General features: G+C 40.5%; 12 protein-coding genes. 4 read left to right on the top strand and 8 right to left on the bottom strand.

The features are described 5' to 3' along the window. Positions 1-7: 7 nt before the first annotated feature. Positions 8-1117, bottom strand: coding sequence for a mandelate racemase/muconate lactonizing enzyme family protein (locus FA727_RS15500; protein WP_136832322.1), 1110 nt, complete (start codon positions 1115-1117; stop codon positions 8-10). Between the two features lie 254 nt (positions 1118-1371). On the opposite strand from FA727_RS15500, the gene FA727_RS24975 reads away from it, so the two are divergent. The 4 genes from FA727_RS24975 (at position 1372) to FA727_RS15480 (ending at position 4183) form a co-directional block, all read left to right on the top strand. Beyond that, on the top strand, positions 1372-2073 hold the full coding sequence (locus tag FA727_RS24975) for a GntR family transcriptional regulator (RefSeq protein WP_136832320.1): 702 nt from the start codon (positions 1372-1374) through the stop codon (positions 2071-2073). A gap of 37 nt (positions 2074-2110) precedes the next feature. Next, positions 2111-2647, top strand: a complete 537-nt coding sequence (locus tag FA727_RS15490) for a GNAT family N-acetyltransferase (protein WP_136832318.1) — start codon at positions 2111-2113, stop codon at positions 2645-2647. Between the two features lie 215 nt (positions 2648-2862). Continuing rightward, a complete protein-coding gene (locus tag FA727_RS15485) occupies positions 2863-3450 on the top strand; it encodes a GNAT family N-acetyltransferase (protein WP_136832316.1) in 588 nt (195 codons plus the stop codon). A gap of 109 nt (positions 3451-3559) precedes the next feature. Then, positions 3560-4183, top strand: a complete 624-nt coding sequence (locus FA727_RS15480; RefSeq protein WP_136832314.1) for a sterol desaturase family protein — start codon at positions 3560-3562, stop codon at positions 4181-4183. Between the two features lie 123 nt (positions 4184-4306). Here FA727_RS15480 and FA727_RS15475 read toward each other — a convergent pair whose 3' ends face one another. From FA727_RS15475 to FA727_RS15445, 7 genes are all read right to left on the bottom strand, one after another. Next, entirely contained in the window at positions 4307-5206 is a 900-nt protein-coding gene (locus FA727_RS15475; RefSeq protein WP_246041916.1) for a glycine betaine ABC transporter substrate-binding protein, read from the bottom strand. A 29-nt stretch (positions 5207-5235) separates the two neighbouring features. Further along, positions 5236-6090 carry an ABC transporter permease gene (locus FA727_RS15470; RefSeq protein ID WP_136832310.1) on the bottom strand — a complete coding sequence of 285 codons (855 nt, stop codon included), beginning with the start codon at positions 6088-6090 and terminating at the stop codon, positions 5236-5238. Further along, complete coding sequence (locus FA727_RS15465) at positions 6087-7337, bottom strand: quaternary amine ABC transporter ATP-binding protein (RefSeq protein WP_246041915.1); 1251 nt, start codon at positions 7335-7337, stop codon at positions 6087-6089. Before FA727_RS15465 ends, FA727_RS15470 begins: the two co-directional genes overlap by 4 nt. A 73-nt stretch (positions 7338-7410) precedes the next feature. Beyond that, the gene (locus tag FA727_RS15460) at positions 7411-8559 is read right to left on the bottom strand and encodes an aromatic ring-hydroxylating oxygenase subunit alpha (protein ID WP_136832306.1); all 1149 of its coding nucleotides are present in this window, start codon (positions 8557-8559) and stop codon (positions 7411-7413) included. Between the two features lie 17 nt (positions 8560-8576). Then, a complete protein-coding gene (gene solA, locus FA727_RS15455; protein WP_136832304.1) occupies positions 8577-9725 on the bottom strand; it encodes an N-methyl-L-tryptophan oxidase in 1149 nt (382 codons plus the stop codon). Further along, complete coding sequence (locus tag FA727_RS15450) at positions 9722-12130, bottom strand: GcvT family protein (protein WP_246041914.1); 2409 nt, start codon at positions 12128-12130, stop codon at positions 9722-9724. Before FA727_RS15450 ends, solA begins: the two co-directional genes overlap by 4 nt. 205 nt (positions 12131-12335) lie before the next feature. Beyond that, positions 12336-13910, bottom strand: a complete 1575-nt coding sequence (locus FA727_RS15445) for a PucR family transcriptional regulator (protein ID WP_246041928.1) — start codon at positions 13908-13910, stop codon at positions 12336-12338. Between the last annotated feature and the right edge of the window lie 380 nt (positions 13911-14290).

Below are 14290 nucleotides of genomic sequence, written 5' to 3'. Positions count from 1 at the left end.
GAGAAAGCTATTGGTCTACTCTATACTTTTTAATAAAGTCTTCATCAAATTCTAAGCCAAATCCAGGTTGTTCACTTACTTTTATCTTTCCATCTTGAATCTTTGGTTGGTTTACAACAATATTTGGTGTAAGTGGATCCCGAATTTCTGAAAAATACTCTGGATAAAGCCCTAGAGAAATACCTGCTAACAAGTGCATCGCAATTAGAGGGTCTTCATGATGAGCCATTCTGATTTGATATAGCTCAGCCATTCGTGCAACCTTTAACCAATCGCTAATTCCACTTCCACCTGACACATCGTAGTTGATGATATCTACAGATCTAGCTTCGATCATACGTCTACAACCATCATGATAGAAGTCACTTTGTCCGGCATTGACAGCCAAACCTGTCTGTTCCCGAACGTATCTCATTCCTGGAATATAGTCATGCCATTGAACTGGTTCTTCAAACCATGCAATATCTAAATCTCTGACTCTCAAACCAAACTCAACTGCTTCAAAACGAGTCCAACCTTGATTAGCATCACAAGCAATAATGAAATCTTCACCTATAGCACCTCTGACTGCTTCAATACGATTTGCATCTTCTCGGGGGGAGAGTCCACCAACTTTAATTTTTGCTCCAGCAAACCCTTGTTCCTTAAAATCTAGCATTTCTTCACAAAGATATTGGCTATCGCGGTCTTTGCCGTAATAGCCACCAATGATCATTGGTTTTACTGTATCACTGTAACCACCTACTAGCTTATAGATAGGTTGATTACTGGCTTTTCCTAAAAGATCCCACAATGCTGCATCAACTGCTGCGATAGCAGAGCAAATTTGTGGACGATTTCCTAACCGAATCGTTAATTGAAACATCTTTTGCCAGCATCTTTCTATACAAGTTGGATCTTCGCTTAAGAGGATTGTTCTCATATTGTTATTAATCAAAGCTACAACTTCTGCTTGATGATCACGATTATCTCCAAGAAATGTTCTTCCATTAATTCCTTCATCAGTGATAACTTCGGTTATGATCGTACATCGTTCAGTCATACCGTAAGTTGAACCATCAAAAGCTTCTTTAAGTGGCATTCGTATAGGTGTTGCCTTAATATCGATAATTTTCAAGATTTTCACTCCTAATCAGTTTTTTTGCCAGTATGAATTATGTTTATGACTGCCTCTGGTAATCTATCAATATTTCACATTCAAATCTTCCTTTCTATTTGAAATTTTAGGTAAAAAATGGTATGTTTAAGTGAGAATGCTATAACATCTATAACGTCTATGATGACTATAACAACTTATTCTGTATAACTATATTAAATTCCTTTAATTTTAATACAAATTTTTAGAAAATTAAAAAAGAGAGGGAAGCTTTTATGAGTCAACCTTTATATCAACAAGTAGCTGATCAAATTAGAGAGCATATTCAAAATAATATTTGGACGGATAAAATTCCTACCGAAAATGACTTGTGTAACCAGTTTGGAGTAAGCAGAATTACAGTACGTAGAGCTGTACAGGATTTATGTGATGAAGGTCTCATTGAAAAACGACATGGACTTGGAATGTTTGTAGGAAAGAACGATTACAAACTACTAGGCTCTGTATTAAAAGATCGTCTATTTGATAAAAAACATATCGAACACAAATTATTACAGGTCTCTCGTGATAAGAACCCCTCTATATTTATTAAAGAAATGTTAAAACTTAATTCAGAGGATAAGATGATTTACATGGAACGTCTTGCTTTTCATAAAGGGGAACCTGTTGATTTTGAAAAGATTTGGATACCTGAACGATTGGATAATGGGAATCTCTTTGAAAACATTTCGAATTATGAATTGGTCATTCCAGCTTTGGAGCATGCCGGAATAAGCATATCTAAGACTCGCCTGATGCTTGAACCTCGAGTAGTGGATGAAGATTTATCGATATTAAAGTTGGATAAAGGGTCACCCGTACTATTACTATGGAGAATAGCATTTGACCAAAATGAGAATCCAGTGGCACTAATTGAGCATCTTTTAACGAATAAGGGGTCTCAGAGTTTACTTCACTTCGATTTTCAGAACAGTTAAGTAAAGAATGATAATGGTATCATTAGGAGAGATAAAAATGCTTTTTCAAAACGGTAAGTTAATTGTTCGTGAATTAGAAATAGAAGATAATCTCTTATTAGTGAAATGGCTTTCTGATCCTAGAGTTCTAGAGTTTTATGAGGGCAGGGATAATCCTTTTGATATAGAGCAAGTAAATAAGACGTTTTATGAGCGTGAAAATGGTTTGGCTAGGTGCATTGTAGAATTCGAAAATGTTGAAATTGGATATATTCAATTTTATCTAGTGGATGAAGAAGAGCGAAAAGTTTATGGATATGATGAAGTACCGGATGTGATTTATGGAATGGACCAGTTTATTGGAGAGACTGAGTATTGGAATCGGGGAATTGGTACGCTGCTTGTTAAGTCTACGTTAGAGTTTTTAGTTGAGGAGAAGCAGGCAAACAGAGTGGTCATGGACCCTCAAACTTGGAATGAACGAGCTCTTCGTTGTTATGAAAAGTGTGGTTTTAAAAAGGTGAAACTTTTACCGAAAAGAGAACTGCATGAGGGTGAGTATCGCGATTGCTGGTTGATAGAATATGTGAAATAGATAGATTATTATTTGAAAATTCGATATAATTAGAGAGTAAATAAATGAACGGATAAAGGAGGGGATTGCCATGATAATTAAAAATTCTATAAATGTGATAAATTACGATGGTTCAATCCCCATAAATATGAATGATATTTAGAATGTTGAGGCCTTCGTGTATTCGGAGGTCTTTTATTTTTGGGGAGAGGAGAACAACAAATAGGGAGGAAAAAATGGAAATTAGAGCTTATCAAGCAAAAGACGAAATCAGTTGGGTACGCTGTAGAGTTTTATCCTTTTTGGACACGGCGTATTTTGATAATGTCCTTCAAGAAAAAGAAAAATATGAAAATCCAGCGATTGAGCTAGTGGCAATTGAGGATGATCAAATTGTGGGGATATTAGACGTTGAATACGAAGTTGTGGAAAGAACAGTTTGTTCACGAGGAGAAGGCTTAGGTGGAATGGTCTGGCATGTCGCGGTTCATCCGGACTATCGTCAAAAAGGCATTGGCAGTCAATTATTATATGAAGTTGAAAAAATAGCAAAAGCAAAGGGATTAAATCGTTTAGAGGCTTGGACTCGAGATGATGGATGGGTCAATCGATGGTACGAAAAGAATGGTTTTACAAATGTAGAGTCCTATTTGCACGTATATCTTGAAGGTGGGGATGAACTGAAGGGAGTATTAAAATCAGAAATCCCAGGTTTGTATCCTGTTCATGCCTTTGCGCATTATGTGGGAGAAGATAAAGAACTTATAAGAAAGAGATTCAAGAGAGTTCATGAATGCATCTGTTTTGAAAAGAAACATAAATAAGGAATTCTCTGAAGGTGCACTTGCTATGCGAGTGTGCCTTTTTAAGTGGTAATCAGAACGACATTTGTACCATATAAGTATAGAAAGAAATGTGTGGGAGGTTTAAGCAATGAAAAAACATGTTAAAGCGTTTTTCTTTTATCCGGATATCTTGATTATGGGATGTCTGTTCCTTATTTGTTTTGCAGTCACGATAGCTCATTTAAGCTCTTTCGAAACGTTGATAGCCTTTATAGTGGGAATGTTAGGATATACTCTAATCGAGTATTTAACACATAGGTTTGTTTTCCATATGAAGGCACCTAAAAACGCTTTTTTACTAAAAATAATGAAGCTCATACATTATGATCATCACGCCAATCCAAACGAACTGCATTTATTATTCTTGCCACTTTGGTATAGCCTGCCTAATATTGTTGTAGTTGGTGTAATTGCATATGTGATTACATCGAGCCTAGTTACGACTATAGCTCTCATTGCTGGAGTTATGCTCTTATTGCTATTCTACGAATGGAAGCATTTTGTTGCACACCGTCCGATAAAACCTATTTCCCCATGGGGCCGTTGGATGAAAAAAGTTCATCAATGGCATCATTATAAGAATGAAAATTACTGGTATGGCGTAACAACTCCCACCTTTGATTATCTGATGGGAACTTATAAGGAACAGAAGGACGTTGAGCTAAGCAAAACAACTCGAGATTTAGAAAAGCGGGGAGAACAAGTAGACTGAATCAATAGAAGAATAGATAGTCTAGAGAAGAAATTTATTTATAGCTTGTAACGCATAGCACTAATAGAAAGGTCACCATTCACCCAACCCAGTATGGTGACCTTCCAATCTATAATTCTCTTACTACTCTACCCAACCATCAGCCACATCCTGATGCTCAGAAACCCACTTCTCAACTCCATCCATCTCATCGCTGGCGTCCTTAATCGCTGATTCTAAAGTTGCTAGGTCAGACAATGAAATCTTGAAATTAGAAATCCACTCCGCAACCTCAGGGTAATCATCCGCGAATCCTTTGCGGCTGATTGATTGCAGCTCCTCAATGCCATTCGGGTTCATCATATTTTGTGGGTCTTCGAGGTAACGCAGATTATACGCTTCAAATGCCCAGTGAGGGCGCCACAATGTGACGACAATTGGTTTTTGATCAGCAACTGCTTTTTCAAGCTCGGCTAACATAGCGGGTGTACTGCTTTCCACCAATGTCCAATCCTCTAAACCGTACTCTGGCATCGCTTCTCTTGAAAGTCTCATCAATCCTGCTCCAGGCTCAATCCCAACAATCTTGCTGTCCAAATCACCAGCCAAATCCTTTACTTCTTCGATGGATTGAATGTCCATATAATCTGGTACAGCCAGTCCATTGTCAGCCTCGTCGTACCACGTACCAAGCACCTCTAAATCCTTTCCGTAATCCTCCATATAAGTGGAGTGAGTCGAAGGCATCCATACGTCTAAAAATAAATCAATGCTTCCTTGTGCAACACCAGTGAAAACAGGAGCTACATCTGCAAGAGTTGCATTGACCTTGTAGCCTTTTTCCTCTAAAAGATACTTCCATAAGTAGGTGACAGCCACGTCTTCATCCCAAGGAATATACCCGATTTTGATCTCTTTTGACTTATCAACGGTACCTGTAGATTCCTCTCCTTCGCTACTAGAGGTACCACTCGTTCCGCTATTGCTACAGGCCGCTGACACTAATACCAACATAAACACAATCAATAACCATGTTTTCTTCAACCCTTCCAACTCCATTCTTTACTTAATTTCTACGATATATTTGCTTTTTTCTGTGCTGAAAAATTGGTCAATCGATCTAAAATAATCGCAATGATCACGACGGAAATTCCACCGATGAATCCTAATCCCACATCAAGCAAACTGATGCTTCTTAACACTTCTGCTCCTAAGCCACCAGCACCAACCATCGAGGAGATAACGACCATCGATAGAGATAGCATAATCACTTGATTCACTCCTGACATAATCATTGGAAAAGCGAGGGGCAATTGAACCTTGAACAATTTTTGCCATTCAGTGGCACCAAATGCTTCAGCTGCTTCTAACGTCGTTTGCGGAACTTGCTGCAAACCTAATAATGTTAAACGGACGGCTGGAGGCATCGCGAAAATGAAAGTGGCAATCAGTGCTGTGACATTTCCTAGTCCAAAAAGGATGACAGCAGGTATCAAATAGACGAAGGCAGGCATGGTTTGCATGATATCTAACAGCGGGATGACAATAGCTTTTACCCGATCAAAACGGTGGGCAAGAATTCCAAGAGGGATGCCGAATAGCAAAGAAATAATTGTGGCGGCGAGCACAAGCGATAATGTTAACATCGATGCTTGCCATAATCCTAGGTTCATAATCAAAAACAAGCCAAAAGCAGTAAATGCAGCAATTTTCCAATTGGTCAGCCACCAAGAAAGTCCGACAATCAAAACTAGCATGACGAGGGGAGGGGGTAGCATCAAAAGCCATTCTAAACTATCGATAACACTTGAAATCATCGTATTTATCACATCAAAAACGACAGAAAAGCTCTCGGTCAAATAATCAATAAAAGAGTTTGACCAATCATCTAAAGGAATACGGGGAATGCCAGCGACCGCCATATTCATTTTTGCAATACCTCCTTTTGGAGCATTTCATTAACAGTTTCAGAATCTACATCTATCTGCTCAGTTAAACTAGCAATCAATGAATCTTTATCGATTTGTCCAATCAAACGGTTTTGTTCATTGACAACAGCAACAGGTAAATGACGATTCACAAATAGGGGAATGACTTCTCGTAAAGCAACATCAGGATGAACACACATCGAATTCTCTAGCTTAATCCCCGTTAAATTAGGCTTATGAAATTCAACAAACTCAGCTACTCTCTCTAAAGGCACTGCACCTATTAACATTTGCGAATCATTCACCACAAGGATTGACGATAGTTTTTTTGCCTTCATTCTCCGTAACACAACCTGAGGGGATTCATGCTCCAAAGCGAATAAATCGACAGTGCTCATTGCGCTTTTCGCCTGGCGAATTTTACTATAATCCACATCCTGAACAAGTCTCTTTACATATTCAGTAGCCGGGTGGCTCAAAATATCCTCAGCTGTTCCAATTTGAACAATTTCACCATCTTTCATAACTGCTGCCCGTTGTCCAAGTGTTAACGCCTCATCTAAATCATGAGTCACAAAGATAACGGTCTTATGAATCTCATCTTGGATATCCAAAAATAATTTTTGCATTTCACGGCGAATGAGGGGGTCCAATGCGGAAAAGGGTTCATCCATTAGTAAAATTTCCTGATTAGAGGCAAGTGCCCGTGCTAATCCTACCCGTTGCTGCATCCCGCCGGATAATTCATGGATTCGTTTATATGCTTGACCATTAAGCCCAACTAACTCCAAAGCATCTCGCCCTTTTTTATTACGCAAATGAGCCGGAACTCCGTTTATTTCTAAACCAAACGTAATATTTTCTAAAACAGTTCGATTCGGCAACAGGCCAACATTTTGAAAAACCATGCCCATCTTATTACGGCGAATTTGCTGGAGCTGCTTTTTCCCCATATGAGCAATGTCGTCGTTCTCTAAATACACCATGCCTTCAGTAGGAGGAATGAGCCCATTTAGACAACGAAGAAGGGTGGACTTTCCACTACCGGACAGGCCGATTAAAACAAAGGTTTCTCCTTGCTTTACTTCAAAAGAAGCATCCAGTATCGCAACCGTTGTTTTTGTTTCGGATTCCACTTCGTCTTTCCCTTTTCCAGACCTTCGCAATTCAAGAGCCTTGTCTGTTTCTTTTCCAAAGGTTTTCGAAACATTTTCAACACGTATGAGAGCGTCTTTTGACTTACTCATTCGCATCACTCCCTTCTAAGAAATGGAGTGGAGAGTTGGTTGACAAGCATACACCTCATCAACCAGCCCTTCACTATTTACCGGCTAATCCGATTGCTTCAAGGACATAGTTATAAAAAACAGATACATGCTGTTCAACGGGGACTAACACGCCGCCGTTTTTGTAAGATTTAGAGCCCATATTTTCCTGGCACCATTCACAAGCAACAAAGTCCTGTTCATTGGTACGGTGGAAAAGTTCAACAGCATCTGACGGATCAAAATCTTGCTTTGCGATTTCGTCTGGGTCAAACAACCAATCACAAATGACCTTAGAATGATCCGCAGAAACAGGGATGATTCGATGGATGATGATATGGTCAGGCGTTAAATTGATAAATACATGAGGGAGAATCGTCATCCCGAAATAGAGACGGTCATCCTCAGGTAGTAAGCCTTTTAACTTTGGACGCTCTTTTTTTCCGCTGATGGAAAAAGAGTGCATGTCATCGCGTAATTCTGCACCGGTGCCAATGCCATTTTGTGTCCCTACACCTGTTTTGAAGGAGGGGAAAGCAGCCGTCAATTCTGGATGGATGGCAGAACAGTGATAGCATTCCTGGAAGTTTTCCACAATTAGCTTCCAATTGGCTTTCACTTCATATTCCTTGCTGTGAGCGACTTTCAAGCCAGCAAGGTTGTAGCGAGCAAAGGTATCGAGTTCTCCAAATCGAAGAAGTATTTGTGTATCCAATTGCTGTTCAATTGGTCTCGGATTCTCTGCAAAACTAAGCCAAATCAGACCATGCCATGTTCGTACATGGATGGATTCTAAGGCATACTCAGGTTTGTTTACTAATTCTTCCTTGAATTCCGTTGTGTTTGGAACGCTTAATAAATTCCCGTCCAGTCCATAGCTCCAAGAGTGGTAAGGGCATTGAAGGACAGCTCTTTTTCCACAAGGATCCGTGCAAAGCTTGGCTCCGCGATGACGGCAAACATTTAAGAAAGCACGAAGAACGTAATCCTTTCCTCGGACGATGACGATATTTTCACCTTCCACATTCAACGTGATGTATTGGCCAGCCTCAGCCACATCGTATACGTAACCAACGAAAATCCATTCTTTCGAATAAATATGTTCCTTCTCCAAAGCGAAAATCTCAGGAGATGTGTACAGTGGACCTTTTAATGTTGGCTTCATATTATTAAGCTCATTTACCGCACTTTGTTCTAACACCATAACGGATCCCTCCAAAATTATTGATACGCAAAGCGTTTTGGACTGAACAAATCAATTGGGTGATTCGTTTTTCCATCGATGGCGAGGTCGGCTAAAATTTCGCCTACGACACTGGCAAACTTAAATCCGTGTCCAGAGAAACCTGCTGCCACCGATACTTGTGGATGACTTGGATGAGTAGAAATAACGAAATGCTCATCTTCCGTATTTGTATACATGCATGTTTTTCCTTGCAAAAATCGTCCGTTCAACGATGGGATGAATTGCGCTAAATACTCCCGAATCAATTCCACTTCATTTGTGTAAACGTTTCGATCAATGGTTTGAGGGGTACAAGGCTTGCCTTTTCGGAAAAAGGCGACCTTCGCTCCTTCAGCTCCGATGCCGAATGAAGGGAAGCCGTATAATTGGACGCCGTCATCGCCTTCCCATATATAAATCGGGTGTTTGCCAACACGATATGGCTCAATGCCTCCAATTGGTTCAAAGAACATCTGAATATGACGCTCGACCTCTAGGCTCACTCCTAAATCTTGTAAAAGCTGAGGGGCCCAGGCTCCAGCGGAAATGACCAATTTACCAGCTTCATAGGTTCCGTGTTCGGTCACAACTTTTACACCTTCCCCAGAAGGGTTCGCCTTCCAAGAAACAACGGGTTCAAAAAAACGGAGCTCTGCACCATGTTTTTCAGCTTGCTGAAGGTGGGTATAGACACTTAGCTCGGGTCTCACAAAACCTGCTTTTTTCTCATAAAGCGCGATATGATGTGGTTCAGGTGTAAAGGCAGGAAATCTGCTACGAATGTCATTTGAGTCCAACACTTCATAGGAGAGACCCCATTGCTTCGCGCTACCAATACTGCCGGAAACGGTTAGACTATCTGGAGGGCCGAACATCAAACCACCTGTTACGATCAGAATATCTTCTCCGCTTTCTTTTTCGATTTCCTCCCAAAGCTCGTAGGAACGCAGTAGCAATGGAACATAAGAAGGGTCTTCAAAATAGGCTTGGCGGATAATACGAGAACCACCATGACTTGAGCCTTGGTCATGTGCAGGACCGAATTGATCGATCCCAAGCACTTTCTGTCCGCGTTTTGCTAATTGGTAGGCAGTTGTACTGCCCATTGCTCCAAGACCAATGATGATTACATCATAGTTTTTCATCTTGTCACTCCTTCGGCTTTTAAAATGGAAGTATCCTTAACAGCGTCGTAACGTTGGCCAAAATATTCGATTTGAACAGGCATATTTACTACTTCAGGCTTGACGAGCGCCAATGCGACGCATCTTCCAAGCTCATACGAATAAGCTGCACTTGTAACGAATCCGACTACTTGGTCTTCGGCCAAAACAGGCTCATATCCCATTACAACCATGGATGGGTCATCAAGAATGAACGTCGAAGAAACAAGACCATTTTCTTTCCGACTCATTAAGGCTGCCTTGCCGATAAAATCGCCTTTGCTCAAATCGATCATCTCTTCAAGTCCAATTTCAAACGGGGAATGCTCGCTCCAATAATCCTTGCCGTTTTTAATGGATAAAGCTTCAATTCGAAGGTTCTCAAGGGCACGCTTCCCAGCAGGAGCAATTTGATAGGAATCGCCGGCATTCATAAGTTCATCCCATAGCGCCAGTCCTTGATCCGATGTGGTCGTGAATGAATAAGTTTCCAAGTCTCCTAGCTTTGTAAAATAGGAGAGTACCTTTGCTGTGCCAATATATAATGTCTTTGCTTGCTTCGGTTCGGCGAACACCTGGTCAAAAGCCTCGACGACAAAATTTGATTTCGGCCCGATGAGCTGAAGTTCGCATGTTCCAGAACTCAAGTCGACAATTTGAATATCTATAAAGTTTCGTGCTTGTTTTTCTATCCAACTAGCTTCCGTTGCACCAGAGCATAGGACCATGAATTTTGCTGGAGCCTCGCGAATCACGGTTAATTCATCCTTTATTCCACCAAATTCATGGAGCATCAATGTCTTGGTCACTAGGCCGATGGGAATGTCGATATTGCTGGTTGTGAGTTGCTGTAAAAATGGAATAACATCTGCTCCGCTGATTTCCAATCTCTTTTTCTCAGCTGTCACATCAAATAGGGAAGTATGTTCTTTTGTGTGTAATTGCTCTGCTTCAACAATTGGGGACCAATGCTCGGCAGACCAACCTGTACGATGATGCAGTATTTTTTCATAAGAGGATAAAAGGGTTTGATTGATCATGAACCATTGTGGCTGTTCCCAGCCTGATTTCTCATTGAATACTCCACCCAGTTCTTTCTGACGTCCAAAGTAAGGAGTCAAGCGCATATCTCGAGCAGAAGCGGGAGGCTCATAAGGATGATGAATATCGTATACCGTTGCATAATTTTCAATCGATCTTGATTTATAATAATGAGGGCTTTGGGCGTACGTATCAAAACGATTAATATCGCATAATTCCAAGTCAAGCGTTGGGGTACCATTCACAATCCATTCCGCGACCGATTTCGCCACACCGGCTGAGTGAGTAACCCAGATGGCTTCTGCCACCCAAAATCCTTGCACTTTTGATTCACCTAATAACGGCATACCGTCAGGAGTGAAAGAGAAAATTCCGTTGATGCCTTTCTTGAACCCTGTTTGCTTCAAAGTTGGAAAAAGCGCTTGAGCATCCTGCCAAGGTTTTTCAAAATCCTCTTGTGTAAAAGGTTTAACCGAAGGCATCTCTTTCGTTTCACCGTATTTCGTAATTTCACTTACCTCGACCGGCAGAGGACGGTGCTGATAGGAGCCAATTCCAATGCCATTGAATAATTGGCGATAATACAAGGCGCTGTCTTGATGACGCAGCATGGGAAGGCGAATTTCGTCCGTTTCGTTCGCTAATTCTTGTAAATCATGTGTGACCACATATTGATGGGCCATCGGTTGAAGTGGGATGGTCACACCGACCATTTCGCCGATCCGTGGACCCCAGAATCCAGCACAGCAAATGAGGATGTCTGCTTCAAAACGTCCAGCTGTCGTTTCCACAGCTTTTACTTGATTATCAATTACCTTAACGTCTCTCACTTCAGTCCGACCATAAAATTGAACCCCACATGACTTCGAGAATTCCGCCATTTTATCTACTGCTCTAAGTGGTTTGGCAATGCCGTCGGTGGCGACATAGAGTCCACCTAGAATTTGCGTTGGATCGAGTAATGGATTCTTTTCCGCACATTCTTCAGGAGATAGAATCACAGCTTCGACGCCCCAGGACTTAGCGACACCTGCTTTGCGCTTTAAATCTTCTAATCTCTCAGGTGTGTTGGCCAATTCAATGCTTCCAACGGGATGATAGGTAGGAAACGCAGGGCTGTTCAGTTCTTGGAATATCTCAACGGTTTGATTTGCGAAAGCTGTCATTAGTTTTGAAAAATTAAGCTGAAACACAAGACCTGGAGCATGGGAGGTAGAACCGCCCGTTTCAAATAAGGGCCCTTGTTCAATGACGGTAATATTGCTTTGCCCCATTTTGCTTAAGAAATAGGCGAGACTGCTGCCGACTACACCGGCTCCAATAATGACAATCTTTTTTGGCTCCATCAATTCTTCACCCTTTCTATTGGCTAGGTATGGTTGTCACATTTTCTGACGAAATCCCTTTTGGTGACGTTAACTAACTTTACATGTATGATAATTCACCAAACTTTCTCCCACAATCGTCCGTCTATGCCGAATTTTTTATGTTTCCACTATGCAAAAATTGGATGCTGTGCACAATTGTGGACGGAAGGGTGTCCCAGTTATATTAAGATGTAGGAGAAACGACCTCTAAATCAAAAGCAACTTGAATCCAAAATTGGAGCTTTACTGAATGAAGGCTTGCCCCTAATAACTGCTCAATCCGATCAATTCGATAGCGCAATGTATTTCTGTGAATATGAAGCTGCTTTGCGGTTAGTTCTCGATTATACTGATTCCGATTGAGACAACGTAATGTTTCGTAAAACGTCTTCCCTTGCTCTGAAAAAAACTCTTTTGGCAAAATCAAACTCCGTAATTCGCCTGCATTTAGCGGGTTGAGGGAACCATAGAGAATGATTTCGCGGCGGTAGCGATCTGCGTAAAAGAGCTCTTCGTTCGGATTGGCAAACTGGACTAGGCTATGGAGTTGAACAGATTCCTCATAGCTATCCTTTAGTAAAAATGGATTTGTTTTGACACCTCCAATGAGTAAAAACGCATGGAATTGCGCGTATAGATCTTTCTGTAACCTCAAAAGTTCATTTGTAATATGGATAAAGTCATCTGCAAACGTTAAAACAAATAGGATTTTCCCTTCGAATCTTTCAAAAAAACCAGAAACGCACGTACTGGAGTTGATCCAATTTTTACATTGAATATAGAGAAGCTCGGAATCGAGTTCATGGGTGGTAGCGATATATCCGCTAAACCAATTGCTTTGTGCTTGAATGCCAAGTTGATTGATTTTTTCATGGATGAGGACTGAAGCGATTTTTGGGTTATCAAGGATGAGCTCTAATAGCTCGGCCTGAAATTGTCTTCTTTTCGCGATTTTATCTTTTTCTAGTAAAATAAGTTCCTTTATTATAGGTAGCGTGTGTTGAACCGTTCGAATCTTACTTTGGGTGATCTGTTTTGTTTCACAATAGAGCCAAAGTGTTCCGTGATATTCACTTTCATCTTGGATGGGAAGTCCAATGAACTCTTGCTCTACACAAGGAATTCGGATGATGGGGTCATGGTTCTGCAGTAGCAAATGGTGAATATTTGATGTGAGTGTTTTTGTCATTTTTGATAGATTCACGGGACGATTACTAGATGAAATGGATTGGACGATGATTTGATTCGCCGAATCTGTTAGGAGAACCGGAAATCGGTAATTTTGTGCAAGGACATCGCCTATTTCTTGGAGGGAGGTTGCTCTTTGAAAAAGTTGCTGAAGCTCTGATGGGATTTGATTGACAGATTCTTCTTTTTGAAATTGACGTTTCAAGATTTCTTGATGAATTTTTCGCGTAAGCTTAACGAAGGGCACCTCAAAAGGAACCTCCAAAATCGGTATGGCGAATTTTTCTCCAAATTGAAGAACGGTATCGGGACATTCATTGAGATAACGACCAGTTGCAAAGACGATTCCTGCGATTTGATGGGCAAGAAACATGTTCAGAATTCGGCTTTGTTCGTCCAAATCCTCAGGCCAGATTTGTCCACAAGTTAAAAGGAGCTCACCGCCTTCTAAAAAATAGCCGACATCATCATGATCAATCACATGTACCCAACGAACATTTCGTCCTAAGCCATTCTTTCCCGTATGTACAATGGCACTCTGTAACTCTGGTAAATTCAGAATTTCATTCATCGTAAGCAAAAATAATCCCTCCCCATAGTGAAATGCAGGCGTCCTACTTCCAAAATATTTTTATCTCAATAATACTCGAATCTTTTTGGATGAAAAGATATTGTGTTAGATTTACTGACAAGGTAATTATTTTCAAAATTCGAAAATAAGTGTTGAAATTAATGGAAGGATTTAATAAAATCAATGTAAACGATTACATATTTTACCTCATACAAGATAATTTCAGGTGCGTATCCATTTATTTTATTATCTTGATTACAGATCATTACCTAATGTGTAAACGTTTACACGCCTCGGTGGACTGCGACATCTAGATGAATAAATTCATTTCTAAAAAAGGAGGAACTTAGAAGAGTAGTTTTTGAAAATCATTTATCTAG

It is taken from the genome of Robertmurraya kyonggiensis, assembly GCF_005116465.1.
GTDB classification, from domain to species: Bacteria; Bacillota; Bacilli; order Bacillales; family Cytobacillaceae; genus Robertmurraya; species Robertmurraya kyonggiensis.
This window is presented reverse-complemented; position numbering and strand designations above follow the sequence as displayed.